Consider the following 17,582-nt stretch of genomic DNA (forward strand, 5'->3'; position numbering starts at 1 on the left):
CAACGCCTTTGCGTTGGTATCTTTTCGCGCCGTCCCCAATCACGGAAGCCGCCATGTCCTTTCAGAAACTCGATAATCTCGGCCACAAGCTCGAAGCACTCGAGCATGCGCTGGCCATCCTCGGTGCCGACGAGGCCACCCACATGGCCGTCGGCGGCGGCGAGAAGCGTGCCGAGGCGATCTCGGCACTGGCCGGCATGTATCACACCAGGGCAACGGCGCCGGAGATAGCAGACTGGATCGCCGCGGCAGAGCAGGAAGCGTTGGGTGAAGAGCAGCGCACCGCGGTCTCGGAACTGCGGCGCCAATATACCAACCTGACCTGCCTGCCGGTCGAATTCGTCGAACGCCAGACGACCGCGCGCATGCGTTGCGAGCAGCTGTGGCGCGGCCTGCGCGGCAAGAACGACTGGGCAGGCTTCCAGCCGGCGCTGGAGGGCGTCGTGGCGCTGGTGCGCGAGGAGGCGGCGCTGCGTGCCGATGTGCTCGACCTAGCCCCCTATGACGCGCTGATGGAGCAATACGACCCCGGCAACCGCACCGCCGACATCACGCCAGTCTTCACCGACCTGAAGGCTTTCCTGAAAAGCTTCGTGCCGGAGGCGCTGGCGGTCCAGGACGCGCGGCTGCGCAAGCGCCCGCTGAAGCCGCTCTCAGGCACCTATGCGATCGACCGGCAGCGCGAGCTCGGCCTTGCCATGATGGCGGCGGTCGGCTTCGACCTGACACACGGGTCGCTGTCGGTGTCGCACCATCCTTTCTGCGGGGGCGTGCCGAGCGACGTGCGCATCACCACCCGCTACAAGACGTCCGACTTCCTGTCGGCGCTGATGGGCGTGCTTCACGAGACCGGCCATGCGCTCTACGAACAGAACCTGCCCAAGGCATGGTCGCACTGGCCGCTCGGCAAGGCGCGCGGCATGGCCGTGCATGAAAGCCAGAGCCTGTTCGTCGAAAAACAGCTCGGCCGCAACCCGGCCTTCTGGAACTGGGCGCTGCCGGTGGTTGAAAAGCATCTCGGTGAGGCCTGGTCGCTCGACGATATCCTGCCGCATGTGCATCGCGTCGAGCGCGGCCTGATCCGTGTCGATGCCGACGAGGTGACCTACCCCCTGCATGTCATCCTGCGCTACGAACTGGAGCAGGAGCTCGTCGCGGGCCGGCTGGAGGTCGCCGACCTGCCCGAAGCCTGGGACGCCAAGATGCGCGATTACCTCGGTCTTTCCACCATCGACAATCCGGCCGACGGGCCGATGCAGGACGTGCATTGGCCAGGGGCCGCCTTCGGCTATTTCCCCTCCTACACGCTGGGCGCGATGATGGCGGCGCAGCAATGGGCGGCGCTGACGCGGGATCATCCTGCCGCCGATGACGATCTCGCCAAAGGCAATTTCAAGGCGATCAACGAGTGGCGCCGCGAAAAAATCTGGTCGCAGGGATCACGCTGGTCGACGCCGGATCTGCTCGAACGCGCTACCGGCGAAAAGCTCAACGCCACCTATTTCGTGAACCATCTGAAGCAGCGATACGGAGCCGTATAGTGGCTGCCGGCACAGCGGCAGATGTTTCTGCCTACTCCGCCGCGCCTCTGAAGGCGCTGGCGCCGGTTTCGAACTGCAGCTTGGCCAGACGCGCATAGATGCCGCCCTTGGCGACAAGGCTCTGATGCGTGCCTTCCTCGACGATCGAGCCGCCATCCATGACCAGGATCCTGTCGGCCTTCAGCACCGTTGCCAGGCGGTGGGCGATGACGATCGTGGTGCGGCCCTGCATCAGGCGTTCCAACGCGGTCTGCACCAGCGTCTCGCTTTCGGCGTCGAGTGCCGAGGTGGCCTCGTCGAGCAGTAGGATCGGCGCGTCGCGCAGGATGGCGCGGGCGATCGCCACCCGCTGGCGCTGGCCGCCTGACAGCGTCACGCCGCGCTCACCGACCTGGCTGTCATAGCCTTTTTCCAGCTTGAGGATGAATTCATCGGCAAGTGCATCCTTCGCCGCCGTCTCGATTTCGGCCTTGCTGGCTCCCGGCCGGCCGAAACCGATATTGTCACGCGCGCTTGCCGCGAAAATGGTGACGTCCTGCGGCACGATCGCGATGCGATGGCGGACCGAAACGGGATCGGCCTCGCGCACGTCGACACCGTCGATCAGGATCTTGCCTGTTTCGGGATCGTAGAAGCGCAGGATCAGTGAAAACACCGTGCTCTTGCCGGCCCCTGACGGCCCGACGATCGCCACCGTCTCGCCGGGCATGACCTGAAAACTCAAGCCGTGCACGGCGGCGCGGTCGGGCCTTGCCGGGTAGGAGAAGGAGACATTGTCGAAGACGATCGCGCCCTTGGCCACCGCGGGCAGCGGCTTCGGATCGGCGGGCGCCTGGATCGCCGGCTTCTCGGCCAGGATCTCGGTCAGCCGTTCGGCGGCACCCGCCGCTTGCGCGAGCTCGCCCCACACTTCCGACAGCGCCCCCAGCGCGCCGGCGGCGAACACCGAATAGAGCAGGAACTGGCCGAGCGTACCCGGCGATATCGAGCCTTCGAGCACGTCGCGCGAGCCGAACCACAGCACCGCCACAACGGACGAGAAGATGGTGAAAATGGCGAAGAAGGTAAGGAAGGAGCGCGCGAAGATCGAGGAGCGTGCCGCCTCGAAAGCAGCTTCCACCGCGGCCGAGAAATGCCCGGTGACCAGCTTCTCATTGGTGAAGGCCTGCAGCGTGCGCACCGCGCCGATCTGTTCGCTGGCATAGGCCGTGGCATCGGCCAGCGTATCCTGCGCCTGGCGTGATTTGCGCCGCACCGAACGGCCGAAAGCGACCAACGGCAGCACGATGACAGGTATAGCGACAATGACGAGGCCTGACAGTTTCGGGCTGGTGATGACCATCATCCCCACCGCGCCAAGACCGAGGATTACGTTGCGCAGCGCCACCGAGGCCGTCGCTCCGACCGCCGACTTGACCTGCGTCGTGTCGGCGGCAAGCCGCGACACGATCTCGCCCGACTGGGCGGTGTCGAAAAAGGCAGGCGACAGCGTCGTCACATGGGCAAACACATCGCGCCGGATATCGGCGACGACGCGCTCGCCCAGCGTGATGACGAAATAGTAGCGGCCGGCCGATGCCGCCGCCAGCAGGGCGGCCATCGCCACCAGGGCGGCGAAATATTCGGCGATGAAGGTGGTGCTGGACGACGAAAAACCATGATCGATCATGCGTCGCACCGCCAGCGGCAGCGCCAGCGTGGTTGCCGCCGCGATGACCAGCGAGATGATGGCGCCGACGACCAGCGTGCGATAGTGCGTGATGTACGGGAACAGGCGCCGGAGCGGCTTGAGCGAACGCCGGCGCTCGTCTGCGCTGGTGATTTGCGCCATCCCGATGTTTCCTCCAGCCGCCCTTGGGGTCTGCGCCTCAATATGCGCTTGCCGCGGCCTTGTGATTCAATTCCGGCTGATGTATAGGCTCGCCGACCGTTTTAGAAGCCGTGGCTCCTCAATAGCTGCGGCTTCGAGTTTTAAAAAGAGGCGCATCGACGCAGGCTTATGCCCGTCGGCAGCGCCGGCAAGCCAGGAACCGAGCCATGAAGAGCGCTATTCATCCCGACTACCACACCATCAAGGTCGTCATGACCGATGGCACCGAATACACGACCCGTTCGACCTGGGGCAAGGAAGGCGATACGATGAACCTCGATATCGACCCGACCACCCACCCGGCCTGGACCGGCGGCCAGCAGACCCTGCTCGACCGCGGCGGCCGCCTGTCGAAGTTCAAGAAGCGTTTCGAAGGTTTCGGCATCTAAGCTCAACGAGCTTTCACGGATCAAAAACCCCCCTCCGTGGCGGGTTTTTTGTTGCGGCGCGGCGCTACTCGGCCAGCAATTCCCTTAGCGCCATGCGCTTGTAGGCGGCGACCAGCCTGTCGCCCTCCTGGCGCTCAACCGAGATCGCCAGCCGCATGGCGGCCTCGCCCATCTGCCAGACCAGAAACGCCGTGGTTTCCAGTGTCGCCGGATCGACCGCCGGCCGCAGCCGTTTCAGCACCGCGGTGAGGAATTCGGCGTTGGCGCGGCTGTCGGCGAGTTCGAGTTGGCGCAGCGCCTTGTCGGCCTGCGTGCCCGACCAGATGTCGCGCATCACCGGCTCGGCCAGGAACAGCCGGTAATAGATGTCGACTAACTCTGAAAACGCGGACTGCAGGCCTTCGGCGTCGCTGACGCCGGCGAGTGCCGCCGAGATGCAGGCTTGGCTTTCGGCGGTGTAGCGCTCGGCCAGCGCCCAGATGATCGCCCGCTTGTCCGGAAAGAACTGGTAGAGCGAGCCGATCGACACACCGGCCCGTTCCGCCACTTCTCCCATGCGCATGGCATCGCTGCCTTGCTCGGCGATCAGCGCCGAGGCAGCCGCCAGCATGCGCTCGACCCGCTCGCGGCTGCGCTGCTGGCTCGGCGCCCGGCGCGGTGAAGCAACCTGCTCCTGCGGGGAAACGGGGGCTGCCGTGTCTTCCAATGACTGACTCCAAATGCATCAAAATCGCTTGACTCACAAAATACGAGGGTTTATCACGTTTTGCAAACGTGAGGATTATTCATGTTTTGGCGCGAAGGAAAACATAACGGGCATATGGAGCAAATGACATGATCGCGAAACTTCTTCCCACCCTCATCTTCATTGCCGCACTCGGCTCAGGCGTCGTCGGCGGCGTCTTCTTTGCTTTCTCCAGCTTCGTCATGCCGGGCCTCGCCCGCATGCCGGCCGCAAGCGGCATTGCCGCGATGAATTCGATCAATGTCACAGCTGTGACCCCGCTGTTCATGACAGCGCTGTTCGGCACGGCGCTCGTCTGCATCGTTGTCGCCATCGGTGCGGTGATTGGCTGGAGCCAGCCGGGTTCGCTCTGGCTGATTGCCGGCAGCCTGCTCTATCTCATCGGCATCGTGGTGGTGACGATGATCTTCAACGTCCCGCTGAATGATGCGCTCGCCGCCGTCGATCCAGCCAGCAGCAATGGCGCAGCCCTGTGGCCACGCTACCTCAATGAATGGGTGATGTGGAACCATGTCCGCGCCATCAGCGGCATGGCCGCGCTGGCATCCTTCTGGTTCGCCACGCGTTGACGACGATGGAGCGACCGATGAAGGATCAATACGCAAATATGGCCTTCGGCATGGCAATCGGAGTTGGTGTCGGTGCCGCGATCGGCACCGCTCTGGATGACCTTCCGATGGGCGTCGCCGTGGGTATTGCGATTGGCGCCGCCTTCGGTGCGTGGCCACGCAAGTGACGGCAGCGCCGGCGACCTCTACGCCTTTGTCTTCCGATCGGAATGACCGAGGTCGCGATCCGGGTCGATGACGTCGCGGACCAGTTGCTTCAGTTTGGCCGCGTCCGGAAAACCGCCGTCGCGCTTGCGGTCCCAGACCAGCACGTCATTGCAGCTGATGGTGAAGATGCCCCCAGTGCCGGGCACCAATGTCACCTCGCCGAGATCGGTGCCGAAGGTCGACAGCAGTTCCTGAGCCATCCAGCCGGCGCGCAACAGCCACTGGCACTGCGTGCAGTAGGTGATGACGACGCAATGCTTCCCTGACGCGTTCATTGGTCCACCTCCAGAACGCGCACGGTCGTGCCGGCAACCCGGTCATGTATTGGCTCGTTGCCGAGTGCGACGGTCAGCGCGATCCAACATGGCCAGAGAATAGCTAGGGCAGACGCGGTAAAGGCGATTACGATTTCCAGTCGGGAATAGTTCAGCATGGGCGCCGGAGCGGTTTTCCAGGTCTGGAAAGCAAAGAAAGCTCCGACCAGCGTGGCGGGTAGATAGCCCAGGAATTTTACCAACTGCCGACAAACGGTTTTTTGCAAAGCGAGGCCTTCCCTATGCCAATCCAGCTCGTCATGGACGAAGAGGGCCAGGACCCCCTTGCCAAGCGACCGACTGAAGGCCCCTTCCATCACAAGAAGATAGGTCGCAAGGACCAGCACTTGGAGAAAGCCTAGATCCAGTGCCGCAGTTCGAAAATTTCCGTTTGAATCAAGGTCTATCGAAAGGGTTGATACTGCCTTCGATTGAGCGTCCGTGCTCGTGCCGGCTGCCCATCTGGCCACCGGAAGACCGAAGAAGGATGTTGCACAAACCTGCCAATCGTAGCGGGAAAGGACAGGATCGCCTGTTCCTTTCAGACTGGCGGACTGGCAGGTTTTCCAGTTCAGCCAGAAGCTGCCTTTCACTCCGCCGTCGGTCATCAGAAACAAGGCCGCAACCAACGCATAAAGAGCGACGAAGATGACAAGGTAGTCGATAAGCGAAGCGAAAAGCCGTCGCCAAAGGCCGCCTGGACGAGGCCAGGTCACTGCAAGTTCAACGCCTTCGTCAGTCATCTTCCCCCTCGCCGACAACCGACTGCGCTACACCTTTGGCGGAAGTCTCAAGCAGCGAGGCCATGCTACCCCGCCTGTAGCGCCGTTGGCCACCACCTTGCAGTCCTATGCCGCGCTGAGCTTGGCCATGGTCTCGTCGTCGACTTCAAAGTTGGCGTAGACGCTCTGCACGTCGTCGTCGTCCTCGAGCGTGGCAACCAGCTTCATCAGCGACTGTGCCCGGTCCTCGTCGACCGGAATATTGTTTTGCGGCTTCCAGATCAGCTTCACCGATTCCGCCTCACCGAGTGCGCCTTCCAGCGCCTTCGAGACCTCGCCGAGATTTTCGAAGGCGCAATAGATCGTGTGGCCTTCCTCATCCGACTCGACATCATCGGCGCCGGCTTCGATTGCCGCGTCCATGACCTTGTCGGCACTGCCTGCGGAGGCCGGATAGTAGATCTCGCCGGCACGGTCCCACATGAACGACACCGAGCCGGTTTCACCGAGCGCTCCGCCGGCCTTGGTAAAGGCGGCGCGCACATTCGACGCCGAACGGTTACGGTTGTCGGTCAGCGCTTCGACGATGACGGCGACGCCGCCCGGGCCATAGCCCTCATACCGCACGGCTTCGTAGTTCTCGGCGTCGCCCATCGAGGCCTTGTTGACGGCACGTTGGATGTTGTCCTTCGGCATCGACACCGCCTTGGCGTTCTGGATCGCAAGGCGCAAGCGCGGGTTCATCGATGGATCGGGCGTCCCGCTCTTGGCGGCGACGGTGATTTCGCGCGCCAGCTTGGAAAACATTTTCGACCGCACCGCGTCCTGGCGGCCCTTGCGGTGCATGATGTTCTTGAACTGTGAATGGCCAGCCATGGTGTCGTCTTCTCGGCTAGAGCATCCCGAAGCGAAGCGATCTGACCTCGTCTGCCGCAATGCCCGAATTCAAAATTTCAGAGCGTCCCAGGTGCAACTCGTGGAAGCACGGCGTTCTCTGTCGGAATGGCCGGCTTATAGATAAATCGGCTCAATTCGTCCAGCCGCACCGCGCAAGACATGGCACTGCATGGCATGCTGCGGCCGCTCACGCCTCGAGGTCCGACTTCAGCCGGTCGATGATGCTGAGCGCATGTCCGGCATACTGGCTGATCCAGCGGTCGTGGATCTGCTTGATCGGCAGCGCGTTGAGATGGTTCCAGCGCTCGCGGCCGTCGCGCCGCGCAACGATCAGGTCGGCCTCCTCCAATACCTTGAGATGCAGCATGACGGTGCAGCGATCGATGTCGGGAAAGGCCTCGCACAGCATGCCGGTCGTCTTCGGCGCGTCCTTCAGCTGATCCAGTATTTCACGCCGGCGCGGATGCGCCAGCGCCTTGAAAACATTGTCGTCTTGCGATCGGCTTGACATGTTATGTTTCTATAACATATTGTTGGGCCGATCAAGGGAAGGAGTTGTGGATATGTCACTTGGATTCAGTGTTTCCGGACGCATCGGCAAGCCGGTCGCCGACGTCTTCGACGCAGTCGTCAATCCGAAGAAACTGAGCGGCTACTTCACCACGATCGGCGGCGCCAGCGCCCCGCTGGAAGCTGGCGCCGGCGTCGTCTGGTGGGGCAAGGTGCCGGTCGAGGTCGACGAAGTGGTCAAGGACAGCCGCATCGTGCTGCGCTGGGATGCCACCGACGCCGACGGCAAACCCGCCTACAAGACCCGCATCGAGATGAATTTCGAGCCGCTCGACGACGGCGGCACCTTCGTCACCATCGCCGAGAGCGGTTGGCAAGAAGGCGCGGTCGGCCTGAAGAAGTCCTACCTCAATTGCGAGGGCTGGTCGCAGATGCTGGCCTGCATGAAGGCCTATGTCGAATACGGCATCAATTTGCGCGACGGCTACTACCGCAGCGAGATGAAGGGCGAACCCGCCAACGAGACCAATATCTGAGCGGCCCCCATATCTCACCGCCAGGGAGCAAGACGGAGGTCAACGATGAAGAAAGTAACGCCATTCCTGATGTTCGAGGGCAAGGCCGAAGAGGCAATGACGCTCTATTGCGAGACCATTCCTGACAGCGGCGTCCTTGACGTCACAAATTACGGCCCCGGCGAAGATGGCCCGGACGGAACGGTCAAGCTGGCGCGCGTGTCGATCGCTGGCCTGGAAGTCATGGTCTTCAACAGCCCCGGGCACCACGCCTTCACGTTCACGCCGTCGGTCTCGCTCTATGTGGACTGTTCCTCTGAGGACGAACTGAACCGAATTGTCGAGACACTGGCAAAGGACGGCGGGTTTCTGATGCCGCCCGACAATTACGGCTTCAGCCGCCGCTTCGCATGGCTGAACGACAGGTTCGGGGTCTCCTGGCAGGTCAATCTCGCATAACCAGCCTGGGCAAAGCCGACCAACAACAGCTGAACACGACAAGGGAGCCAGCTATGACCGCGAAGATCACCGGCGGCATCAACATCGCCATGAAGGTGCCGCCGCACCAGTATCAGGCGACGATCGCCTTCTACCGCGACGTCGTCGGCCTGAAGCCTTTCACGGACAAGGCGCCGGCCATCGGCTTCGAGCTTGGCCCCAACCGTCTGTGGATCGATAAGGCGCCGATGATGAGCCAGGCCGAGGTATGGCTGGAGCTGTTCACCAAGGATTTCCCCATGGCTGCGGATCATTTAGCCAAGGCCGGTGTTGTGCGTTGCGATGCCATCGAGCCCCTGGGCGAGGGCTTCCGCGGCGGCTGGATCACCAACCCCGCCAATATCATCCACATGCTGCGCGAACCGGACGCCTGGTGAGCGCCAAGCCACGAAAGGAGCATCCGATGGACATCCAGAAAAACCGACCGCCGAAGCCGGCATGCTGATCCGGCGGCCTGTCGCCGAGGTGTTCGAGGCCATCGTCGACCCCGCCATTACAACGAAATTCTGGTTCACTCATGGCAGCGGCCGGCTGGACAGCGGCAAGCAGATCCGCTGGGAATGGCGCATGTACGGCGTGTCGACGACGGTCGACGTCAGCGAGATCGTCGCGAACGAAAAGATCGTCATGCAATGGAGCGATCCGCCGACCACGGTGGTCTGGACCTTCACCGAAATGCCCGACGAGACGACTTTTCTCGAGGTTCGCAATTTCGGCTTTGCCGGCAATGGCGACGAGCAGGTGAAAGAGGCCGTCGGCTCAACCGGCGGCTTCACGCTGGTACTGGCCGGCGCCAAGGCGTGGCTGGAACAGGGCCTGACGCTCGGCCTGATCGGCGACCGTCACCCGAAGGGCGTGCCAGGACATTAGGTATTCAGGGTCTGCCTAATGCCCGCCGCCCGACTTCTTACGTCGCCGCGCCAGCATGTTGAGCCCCTCGACCAATGCCGAAAAGCCCATCGCCGCATAGATGTAGCCCTTGGGCACATGGTAACCCATGCCGTCTGCGATAAGCGTCATGCCGATCATTAGAAGGAAGCCCAGCGCCAGCATGACAATGCTCGGGTTCTTGGCGATGAAGTTGGCCAGCGGCCCGGCCGCCAGCATCATCACGCTCACCGCCACGATCACGGCGATGTACATGATGGCGATCTCGTCGGTCATGCCGACGGCGGTTATGATTGAATCGATCGAGAAGACCAGGTCGAGCAGCAATATCTGGAAGATCGCGCCGGCAAGGCTGATCTGCAGCGTCTCGCCCATCATCGTATCCTTGTGGTCGTCGGGATCGACCGTGTGATGGATCTCCTTGGTCGCCTTCCAGACCAGGAACAGGCCGCCGGCGATCAGGATCAGGTCGCGCCAGGAAAAACCGTGGCCGAAGGCCGTGAACACCGGCGTGGTCAGCTGGACGATGATCGAAATGGTGGCCAGCAGCACCAGCCGCATGATCAGCGCCGCCGAGATGCCGAGCCGGCGGGCACGGGCCCGTTGTGCTTCCGGCAGCTTGTTGGTCAGGATCGAGATGAAGATCAGGTTGTCGATGCCGAGCACGACCTCGAGCACAATCAGCGTCAGCAGCGCGACCCAGGCGGTCGGGTCGGACACGAATTGGAAATGCGGCGCCAGGAATTCGATGAGCTGCATGGAGGTCGTCCCCTCTTTTAACGATCTAGAGCAGTGTCGCCGGCAGTTAGGTACTAAGCGTGCCTATATCAATGTCAGGACCAGAAGGACGGTGCGGTTTCTTCCAGCCGTGGCCCGCGACGAAACGGCGCGATCCGCTCGGTCAGCCCTGTGCGGTCGGAAATATCGACGCCAACGCCGCACAAGGTCGCCGGTCCGGTCGCCGCCTCGAAGCGGCCTTTCGGCACCTTCGACAGGAACCGGTTGAGCGGCTCCTCCTTGTCCATGCCGAGCGAGGAATCGTAGTCCCCGCACATGCCGGCGTCGGACATATAACCGGTGCCGCCGTTGAGGACCTGGTGATCGCCGGTCGGCTGGTGGGTGTGGGTGCCGACGACGAGGCTGGCGCGGCCGTCGACGAAATGCGCGAAGCACATCTTTTCCGAGGTCGCCTCGGCGTGGAAGTCGATAATCACGGCATCCGCCTGCTCGCCGAGCGGACAGGCGGCAAGCTCGCGTTCGCCGGCCTGGAACGGATCGTCGAGCTCGGGATGCATGAACACCCGGCCCATGATGTTGGCGACCAGCACGCGCGCGCCGCTCCTGGCGATATAGACACCGGAGCCGCGCCCGGGCGTGCCCTTGGGAAAGTTGGAGGGACGCAGGAAGCGCTCTTCACGCGGCGCGAAGGCGAGCGCGTCGCGCTGGTCCCAGACATGGTTGCCGGTGGTGACGACATCGGCACCGGCGGCGATCGTCTCGCGAAAAATATCTTCGGTGATGCCGAAGCCGCCCGCGGCGTTCTCGCCATTGACGATGACGAAATCGAGTTTGAAGTCGGAGATCAGGCCGGGCAGTTGTTCCCACACCGCCGTCCGTCCTGTCTTTCCAACCATGTCACCGAGGAAGAGAAGTCTCATATGATCCCGCACCGAAGGTCAGCGAAAGCTGCATGACGCCAGTGAAGATCATGCGTCCCTTGTACTTATCTACAATTTTGGCGCGAAGCGGCGCAACCCGCTCTCGGTCAGTATTTCCGGAATGACGACGTCATGTTCCTCATCCGGCACCATTGCCACCTCCTGGCAGTCGAAGGCGATGCCGACCAGCCGCGGCGGCTGTCCCTTGTCGATCAGCTTGGCGATGGCGCGGTCGTAATAGCCGGCACCATAGCCGATGCGATGGCCGCGCGCATCGAAAGCGGCGAGCGGCACCAGCATCACAGAGGGGTCGAGCACCTCGGCTTCCTCGTGAGGGCCGACCGTGCCGAAACCCATCTCGACCATCGGCGCGCCGCGCACCAGTTCGCGAAAGACAATGGTGGTCTTGTCGAGAATGGCCGGCAGGCAAAGCCGCGCGCCCTTTTCACGCAAGGCAAACATCAACGGCCGAACGTCGACTTCAGAACGCATCGGCCAGAAGCCGGAAACGATCTGGCCTGGCTCGACATGGAGATGATCGCGTGCCGTCTCTGCCATTTCAAGCGCGACCTCCACCCGCCAGAACTCATCGAGCGCATCGCGGCGTCCGAGGGCCTCACGGCGAAGTTGCTTTTTCAGGTCTTTGAGAGAGGTCATGCAGCCAGGGTAGAAAAGGTCAGATCTGGATGGAGTTTTGGGAGCGACGTTTTCCACCGCAATCATCCACCGAAATGCGGGACGCGTGGCAATAAGTGACGATCCACACAACCGGTGGAGAGAGCGATCCCGGGAACCTACAAAGTAGGTGGGCGCCGTGTGAGAAAACCCACGGGTCTTCCCAGGGACAGCTCCCTAAGGATCGTTAAGGCCCCGGGGAAAATGTTCTCCTGCCGGGAAGCACAGACCGTCCCGCCCAATATAGGCTGCCGGCCGGCTAAGCGCCAGTGAGACGGGCATATGTTTCCATCAGGGTTCAAGCCCATTCGTCGCGGCCGGCGCACCCTTGCACAGGGTGAGCCGCGTCCTTACGGTTGCCATGATCAACCGAGGAGCAAGAATGCGTTTCGAAGGCACGGCGGCCTATGTCGCCGACAAGGATCTGATGGTGGCCGTCAACGCGGCGATCGCGCTGGAGCGGCCCTTGCTGGTCAAGGGCGAGCCAGGCACCGGCAAGACGGAGCTGGCCCGCCAGGTGGCGTCAGCACTTGGCCTCGACCTCATCGAATGGCACGTCAAGTCGACCACCAGGGCGCAGCAGGGCCTTTACGAATATGACGCCGTCTCGCGCCTGCGCGACAGCCAGCTTGGCGACGAGCGCTTCAACGACATCAGGAACTACATCAAGCGCGGCAAGCTCTGGGAGGCGTTCGCCGCCGGCAGGAAGGTCGTGCTTTTGATCGACGAGATCGACAAGGCCGACATCGAATTCCCCAACGACCTCCTGCAGGAACTCGATCGGATGGAGTTCTTCGTCTACGAGACCGGCGAAACCATCCGCGCCGCCGTCAGGCCGATCGTCATCATCACCTCCAACAACGAGAAGGAGTTGCCGGACGCGTTCCTGCGCCGCTGCTTCTTCCACTACATCCGCTTTCCCGACGTCGACACGCTGCATAGAATCGTCGATGTCCACTATCCCGGCATCAAGCAGAACCTGGTGCGCGCGGCGCTGACCCAGTTCTACGAAATCCGCGACGTGCCCGGCTTGAAGAAGAAGCCGTCGACCTCCGAGGCGCTCGACTGGATAAGGCTGCTGGTCGCCGACGACATCGCGCCGGAAGATCTGCGCGCCGATCCGAAGAACGCCCTGCCCAAGTTGCATGGCGCATTGCTGAAGAACGAGCAGGACGTGCATTTGTTCGAGCGGCTGGCGTTCATGGCACGAAGGCAGCAATAGGTAGCAGCAGCGCTTTCGCTTCTGTGGACCGTTGCCAGCAGCCGAACAGGCAGGCAGCCTCGGCCAAACCTTCAGAGGAGATGACATGGCTGAGATTATCGTCCGCCCGCTCGCGCAGTCCGACCGCGCCGATTGGCGGCGGCTGTGGACCGACTACCTCACCTTCTATGAGACGAAGCTGCCGGAAGAGGTCTACGCCATCACCTGGAAGCGGCTGTTCACCGAAGGTGAGTTCGAGCCGAAAGGCTTCATCGCCACGCTGGACAGCAAGGCGGTTGGCCTCACCCACTATCTCTACCACCGCTCAGGCTGGTCGGAAAAAAACAACTGCTATCTGCAGGATCTGTTCGCCGACCCTGACGTGCGCGGCAAGGGCATTGGTGCTGCGCTGATCGAGGCAGTGAAACAGGAAGCCGAAAAAGTCGGCGTCAAGAACGTCTACTGGATGACACACGAGACCAACACCACCGCGCGCAAGCTCTACGACCATGTGGCGCGGCGCACGGGCTTCATTGAGTATGATCTGCTGTAGATAGACAATGTTCATCCCCTTCTTCCTCGAACTGAAGGCCGCGCGTGTTCCCGTTTCGCTCAGGGAATATCTGTCGCTGATGGAGGGACTGGAAGCCGGGTTGGTCGACTACGACGTCGAAGGCTTTTATTACCTCGCCCGTGCGGCGCTGGTGAAGGACGAGCGCCACATCGACCGCTTCGACCAAGTGTTCGCGCATGTCTTCAAGGGCATCGAAACACTGGGCGGGCCGGATGCCGTCGATGTCGCTGACATTCCCGAGGAATGGTTGCGCCGCCTCGCCGAAAAGCACCTGACCGACGAAGAGAAAAAGCTGGTCGAGGCGCTGGGCGGTTTCGAGAAACTGATGGAGACCTTGAAACAGCGGCTTGAAGAGCAAAAAGGCCGCCATCAGGGCGGCTCGAAATGGATCGGCACCGGCGGCACCTCGCCCTTCGGTGCCTATGGCTACAATCCCGAAGGTGTGCGTATCGGCCAGCATGAAAGCCGCAACCGCCGCGCGGTGAAGGTGTGGGACAGACGTGAGTTCAGGAATTTCGATGATGCCGTCGAACTCGGCACCCGCAACATCAAGATCGCGCTGAAGCGCTTGCGTCGCTGGGTGCGCGAAGGCGCCGAGGAGGAATTCGACCTGCCCGGCACCATCCACGCCACCGCCGAACATGGCTATCTCGACGTGCAGACGCGGCCCGAACGGCGCAACGCGGTGAAGCTTTTGATGTTCTTCGATGTCGGCGGCTCGATGGACGACCACATCAAGAGCGTCGAGGAGCTGTTCTCGGCCGCCCGCGCCGAATTCCGCCAGCTCGAATATTTCTATTTCCACAACTGCCTCTATGAGGGTGTGTGGAAGGATAATCGCCGCAGGCATGCCGAGGTGATTCCGACCTTCGACCTCCTCCACAAATATGGCCCGGACTACAAGGTGATCGTCGTCGGTGACGCCTCGATGAGCCCTTACGAGATCGCTCATCCCGGCGGTTCGGTCGAGCACTGGAATCCGGAGGCAGGCAGTGTCTGGCTCGGCCGTCTGCTGCAGCAATGGCCGAACGCGGTATGGCTGAACCCCGAAGACCCCAAGAACTGGGGCTACACCCATTCGACTGCGATGATCCGCGACATCTTCGGCGGCCGCATGTTCCCGCTGACTTTGGCCGGGCTTGAGGGCGCGACCAGGCAGCTTTCAAGAAAACACTGAAAGACTGACAGGAGATCCGATGACCTGCTTTCTCTGCCTGCAATGCGGCGTCCAGTTCGCGGCGACAGAGACGCCTCCAAAACATTGCCCGATCTGCGAGGACGAGCGCCAATATGTGCGCTGGGAAGGGCAGGCGTGGATCACGCCGGAGGAACTTGCTGAAGGGCATCGGCTTGTGATGAAGGATGATGCCGGCGTTCTCGCCTTCGGCATCGAGCCGCGCTTCGCCATCGGCCAGCGGGCGCTGCTGGCACAGACGCCACACGGCAACGTGCTGTGGGACTGCGTTTCGATGGTCAGCGACGAGGCGGTGGCCGAGATCAACCGCCGCGGCGGCCTGGCGGCGATCGCCATCTCGCACTGCCATTATTATTCGGTGATGGTCTGTTGGAGCGAGGCGTTTGGCGGCGTGCCGATCTATCTCCACGCCGATGACCGCCAGTGGATCATGCGGCCGCACAAGGCGATCGTCAGCTGGGAAGGCGAGACGCTGGCCATAAACCCTTCGCTGACGCTCATCCGCTGCGGTGGCCACTTTGCCGGCGGTCAGGTGCTGCACTGGAAACGCGATGGCGGCGACGTCTTGCTGGCCGGCGATATCCTGCAGGTGACGCCGACGCGCCGCCATGTCAGCTTCATGTACAGTTATCCGAACTACATTCCGCTCAATGCAGCGGCCGTGCGCCGCATCGCGGCGGCGCTGGAGCCATTCGCATTCGAGCATATCTACGGCGCGTGGTGGAACCAGAATGTCATCGGAGGCGCAAAAGCGGCGTTGGCTGCTTCGGTCGATCGCTATCTGGCGGCGATCGCATGAAGGTCACGATCGAAAATGCGGGAAAATGCCGTAACAAATGCCTATCTTGGTGCGAATATGAGGTTGCAATCCGCGCATGACCCCGAGCCTCCGGTTCGGAAAGGATCATGCGCAAAACCAAAGTGCTACAGCGTCCCTTGCGCGTCCGATGGACGCGCGGCGCTGTAGGAGCGAGCCGGCAAGGCTGAGGAGATCACATGGACACCCACACCTACCCTGTAACTCGCACCGACGCCGAATGGCGCGCCCGGCTGACGCCCGAGCAGTATGCCGTCATGCGCGGTCACGGCACCGAGCGGCCGGGAAGCTGCGCTTTGCTCTACGAGAAGCGCGCCGGCACCTTTTCCTGCGCCGGCTGCGACCAGCCTTTGTTCGAATCCAAGCTGAAGTTCGAGAGCGGCACCGGCTGGCCGAGCTTCAACGACCCGGTGCCGGGCTCGGTCGAAAACACCGTCGACCGCAGCTACGGCATGGTTCGCACCGAATGCCATTGCGCCCGCTGCGGCAGCCATCTCGGCCATGTCTTCGAGGACGGCCCGCCGCCGACCGGCCTGCGCTATTGCATCAACGGCGTGGCGCTGAAATTCGAGCCCTCGGCCTGAGCCATCCGGGTTCGACACTATGAAAGGGCGGCATCTGTCGCCCTTTTCGTTTAAATATCCGTCGCCCCCCTCTGGGCAGACGATCAGACCACGATCATCGCCACCAGCCACAGCGTGGCGCCCAGCGTCATCATCCAGGCCTTGGCCCCGGGAATCTTTTCGGTGGTCCGCCACACCGCCAAGGTCAGGAACAGGCTGTAGGGCACCGACGCGAAATGCACTGCCAGCACAAGCCCGAGCGGCAACTTCAATCCGAGCAAGACGAGCGCCAGCACCGATGCGACGATGCTGACCGCGGTGCCGACGAGGACAAGGTCGCGCCAGAACAGCCGGTCGAGCGGCACCTGGCCTTGCCAGCGTGAGCGGAAAAAGGAGCCGATACCTTCTGGCAACACCGGATATCTATCCCTGCCCCAGGACTTCGGTTACCGCACGCTCGAAGCGCGAACATTCGGTCACCAGCCAGTCGGCCATGGCTGGCCAGTTGTCCTCGGCATAGCAGTTCACCCGCCACATCGAATTGATGCCGAGGCCCTCGCAACTCTGTTCCGGCCTGAGCTTCAGCCTGTCTTCGATTTCACGCTGAAACGGCTTCAGCCGCGACCAGGCTTGCGTGGCGCCGAACTTCTCGTTGCGACCGAAGAAGACGCCGACCTGGTTCTGCGCCGGCGCGACATACATGGAAAGGACCAAGGCGAAGTCGGGCAGCCCGCGCTGCCAGAACCAGGGTCCGCGCCGCGCCATCAGAGCCCTTTCTTCCGGATGCCGCTCAGCGAACAGCGTCCAGAAGCCGCGCTGGCGGAATTCAGAGGCGCGGCGGGCGCCGAAGTCGAATTCGCTCATGGCTTAAACCGTATCTCCGGCAACCGTGTCGGTGCCGGGGCCGGCTGATCTTACACCATGCCGAGTGCGGCCTTATACAGATCGAGGATGGTTTCCTCTTCCTGCCGCTCGGCCTGGTCCTTCTTGCGCAGCCGGATGATCGTGCGCATCGCCTTGGTGTCGAACCCAGTGCCCTTGGCCTCGGCGAACACTTCCTTGATATCGTCAGAAATGGTTTTCTTCTCTTCCTCGAGCCGCTCTATGCGCTCGATGAAGGCACGCAGCTGGCCGGCGGCAACAGTCTGGCTGGTATCGGTGATATCGTCGGCCATATTTTTCTCCAAAAGCATCGGCTCCGCGACTCGCGGACGACTGCGGCAAAATTTGAGCC

Annotated in this window: 25 protein-coding genes and 1 other RNA gene; 13 read left to right on the forward strand and 13 right to left on the reverse strand. The window is 62.2% G+C overall.

The window, feature by feature from the left end; translation table 11 throughout:
- The first annotated feature begins 53 nt into the window (after positions 1-53).
- Positions 54-1,541 (forward strand): carboxypeptidase M32, encoded by a 1,488-nt coding sequence (locus tag NKJ37_RS04750; RefSeq protein ID WP_352772967.1) that lies wholly within the window; start codon positions 54-56, stop codon positions 1,539-1,541.
- Between the two features lie 31 nt (positions 1,542-1,572).
- Here NKJ37_RS04750 and NKJ37_RS04755 read toward each other — a convergent pair whose 3' ends face one another.
- Positions 1,573-3,372: an ABC transporter transmembrane domain-containing protein gene (locus tag NKJ37_RS04755; RefSeq protein ID WP_352554262.1), complete on the reverse strand. Its 1,800-nt coding sequence runs from the start codon at positions 3,370-3,372 to the stop codon at positions 1,573-1,575.
- 206 nt (positions 3,373-3,578) lie between these two features.
- Here NKJ37_RS04755 and rpmE point away from each other — a divergent pair, with 206 nt between their 5' ends.
- Positions 3,579-3,800 (forward strand): 50S ribosomal protein L31, encoded by a 222-nt coding sequence (gene rpmE / locus NKJ37_RS04760; RefSeq protein ID WP_023811830.1) that lies wholly within the window; start codon positions 3,579-3,581, stop codon positions 3,798-3,800.
- Between the two features lie 64 nt (positions 3,801-3,864).
- On the opposite strand, the gene NKJ37_RS04765 is transcribed toward rpmE, so the two are convergent.
- Complete coding sequence (locus NKJ37_RS04765; protein ID WP_352554263.1) at positions 3,865-4,506, reverse strand: TetR family transcriptional regulator; 642 nt, start codon at positions 4,504-4,506, stop codon at positions 3,865-3,867.
- 128 nt (positions 4,507-4,634) lie between these two features.
- On the opposite strand from NKJ37_RS04765, the gene NKJ37_RS04770 reads away from it, so the two are divergent.
- A complete protein-coding gene (locus NKJ37_RS04770) occupies positions 4,635-5,114 on the forward strand; it encodes an anthrone oxygenase family protein (protein WP_352554264.1) in 480 nt (159 codons plus the stop codon).
- A 5-nt stretch (positions 5,115-5,119) separates the two neighbouring features.
- On the forward strand, positions 5,120-5,281 hold the full coding sequence (locus tag NKJ37_RS04775; RefSeq protein ID WP_502895188.1) for a glycine zipper domain-containing protein: 162 nt from the start codon (positions 5,120-5,122) through the stop codon (positions 5,279-5,281).
- A gap of 18 nt (positions 5,282-5,299) precedes the next feature.
- Here NKJ37_RS04775 and NKJ37_RS04780 read toward each other — a convergent pair whose 3' ends face one another.
- The 4 genes from NKJ37_RS04780 to NKJ37_RS04795 all read right to left on the reverse strand — a co-directional run bounded on the left by NKJ37_RS04780 (position 5,300) and on the right by NKJ37_RS04795 (position 7,765).
- Positions 5,300-5,596: an Rdx family protein gene (locus tag NKJ37_RS04780; RefSeq protein WP_023811826.1), complete on the reverse strand. Its 297-nt coding sequence runs from the start codon at positions 5,594-5,596 to the stop codon at positions 5,300-5,302.
- Complete coding sequence (locus tag NKJ37_RS04785) at positions 5,593-6,378, reverse strand: RDD family protein (protein ID WP_352772971.1); 786 nt, start codon at positions 6,376-6,378, stop codon at positions 5,593-5,595. Before NKJ37_RS04785 ends, NKJ37_RS04780 begins: the two co-directional genes overlap by 4 nt.
- A gap of 105 nt (positions 6,379-6,483) precedes the next feature.
- Positions 6,484-7,233 carry a YebC/PmpR family DNA-binding transcriptional regulator gene (locus tag NKJ37_RS04790; protein WP_127296206.1) on the reverse strand — a complete coding sequence of 250 codons (750 nt, stop codon included), beginning with the start codon at positions 7,231-7,233 and terminating at the stop codon, positions 6,484-6,486.
- Between the two features lie 208 nt (positions 7,234-7,441).
- Positions 7,442-7,765, reverse strand: coding sequence for an ArsR/SmtB family transcription factor (locus tag NKJ37_RS04795; protein ID WP_352611388.1), 324 nt, complete (start codon positions 7,763-7,765; stop codon positions 7,442-7,444).
- A gap of 52 nt (positions 7,766-7,817) precedes the next feature.
- On the opposite strand from NKJ37_RS04795, the gene NKJ37_RS04800 reads away from it, so the two are divergent.
- The 4 genes from NKJ37_RS04800 to NKJ37_RS04815 all read left to right on the forward strand — a co-directional run bounded on the left by NKJ37_RS04800 (position 7,818) and on the right by NKJ37_RS04815 (position 9,647).
- Entirely contained in the window at positions 7,818-8,300 is a 483-nt protein-coding gene (locus tag NKJ37_RS04800; protein WP_352440976.1) for an SRPBCC domain-containing protein, read from the forward strand.
- Between the two features lie 45 nt (positions 8,301-8,345).
- A complete protein-coding gene (locus tag NKJ37_RS04805) occupies positions 8,346-8,738 on the forward strand; it encodes a VOC family protein (protein WP_352772974.1) in 393 nt (130 codons plus the stop codon).
- Between the two features lie 53 nt (positions 8,739-8,791).
- On the forward strand, positions 8,792-9,154 hold the full coding sequence (locus NKJ37_RS04810) for a hypothetical protein (protein ID WP_352611386.1): 363 nt from the start codon (positions 8,792-8,794) through the stop codon (positions 9,152-9,154).
- A 61-nt stretch (positions 9,155-9,215) separates the two neighbouring features.
- A complete protein-coding gene (locus NKJ37_RS04815) occupies positions 9,216-9,647 on the forward strand; it encodes an SRPBCC family protein (protein WP_352440979.1) in 432 nt (143 codons plus the stop codon).
- Between the two features lie 15 nt (positions 9,648-9,662).
- Here the strand turns inward: NKJ37_RS04815 and NKJ37_RS04820 are convergent, their stop codons facing one another.
- From NKJ37_RS04820 to ssrS, 4 genes are all read right to left on the reverse strand, one after another.
- Positions 9,663-10,424 (reverse strand): TerC family protein, encoded by a 762-nt coding sequence (locus tag NKJ37_RS04820; protein WP_128305329.1) that lies wholly within the window; start codon positions 10,422-10,424, stop codon positions 9,663-9,665.
- 74 nt (positions 10,425-10,498) lie between these two features.
- Entirely contained in the window at positions 10,499-11,323 is an 825-nt protein-coding gene (locus tag NKJ37_RS04825; protein ID WP_023811815.1) for a TIGR00282 family metallophosphoesterase, read from the reverse strand.
- 69 nt (positions 11,324-11,392) lie between these two features.
- A complete protein-coding gene (locus NKJ37_RS04830; protein ID WP_128305328.1) occupies positions 11,393-11,980 on the reverse strand; it encodes a 5-formyltetrahydrofolate cyclo-ligase in 588 nt (195 codons plus the stop codon).
- A 96-nt stretch (positions 11,981-12,076) separates the two neighbouring features.
- A non-coding RNA gene (gene ssrS / locus NKJ37_RS04835) (6S RNA) lies at positions 12,077-12,232 on the reverse strand.
- Between the two features lie 148 nt (positions 12,233-12,380).
- Between ssrS and NKJ37_RS04840 the strand changes: the two genes are divergently transcribed.
- The 5 genes from NKJ37_RS04840 to msrB all read left to right on the forward strand — a co-directional run bounded on the left by NKJ37_RS04840 (position 12,381) and on the right by msrB (position 16,369).
- On the forward strand, positions 12,381-13,220 hold the full coding sequence (locus NKJ37_RS04840; RefSeq protein WP_023811813.1) for an AAA family ATPase: 840 nt from the start codon (positions 12,381-12,383) through the stop codon (positions 13,218-13,220).
- A gap of 85 nt (positions 13,221-13,305) precedes the next feature.
- The gene (locus NKJ37_RS04845) at positions 13,306-13,752 is read left to right on the forward strand and encodes a GNAT family N-acetyltransferase (protein WP_352629168.1); all 447 of its coding nucleotides are present in this window, start codon (positions 13,306-13,308) and stop codon (positions 13,750-13,752) included.
- Positions 13,753-13,759: 7 nt separating this feature from the next.
- Complete coding sequence (locus NKJ37_RS04850; protein ID WP_352772977.1) at positions 13,760-14,950, forward strand: vWA domain-containing protein; 1,191 nt, start codon at positions 13,760-13,762, stop codon at positions 14,948-14,950.
- Positions 14,951-14,969: 19 nt separating this feature from the next.
- On the forward strand, positions 14,970-15,767 hold the full coding sequence (locus tag NKJ37_RS04855; RefSeq protein ID WP_352611382.1) for an MBL fold metallo-hydrolase: 798 nt from the start codon (positions 14,970-14,972) through the stop codon (positions 15,765-15,767).
- Positions 15,768-15,964: 197 nt separating this feature from the next.
- Positions 15,965-16,369 (forward strand): peptide-methionine (R)-S-oxide reductase MsrB, encoded by a 405-nt coding sequence (msrB, locus tag NKJ37_RS04860; protein WP_127270383.1) that lies wholly within the window; start codon positions 15,965-15,967, stop codon positions 16,367-16,369.
- 83 nt (positions 16,370-16,452) lie between these two features.
- Here msrB and NKJ37_RS04865 read toward each other — a convergent pair whose 3' ends face one another.
- The 3 genes from NKJ37_RS04865 to NKJ37_RS04875 are packed head-to-tail and all read right to left on the reverse strand — an operon-like array spanning position 16,453 to position 17,523.
- Positions 16,453-16,764, reverse strand: coding sequence for a hypothetical protein (locus NKJ37_RS04865; RefSeq protein WP_127296219.1), 312 nt, complete (start codon positions 16,762-16,764; stop codon positions 16,453-16,455).
- A 7-nt stretch (positions 16,765-16,771) separates the two neighbouring features.
- Positions 16,772-17,212 (reverse strand): hypothetical protein, encoded by a 441-nt coding sequence (locus tag NKJ37_RS04870; RefSeq protein WP_127296220.1) that lies wholly within the window; start codon positions 17,210-17,212, stop codon positions 16,772-16,774.
- 50 nt (positions 17,213-17,262) lie between these two features.
- A complete protein-coding gene (locus NKJ37_RS04875) occupies positions 17,263-17,523 on the reverse strand; it encodes a DUF2312 domain-containing protein (protein ID WP_013529099.1) in 261 nt (86 codons plus the stop codon).
- Between the last annotated feature and the right edge of the window lie 59 nt (positions 17,524-17,582).

It is taken from the genome of Mesorhizobium sp. M0140 (assembly GCF_040322475.1).
Classification (GTDB): Bacteria; Pseudomonadota; Alphaproteobacteria; order Rhizobiales; family Rhizobiaceae; genus Mesorhizobium.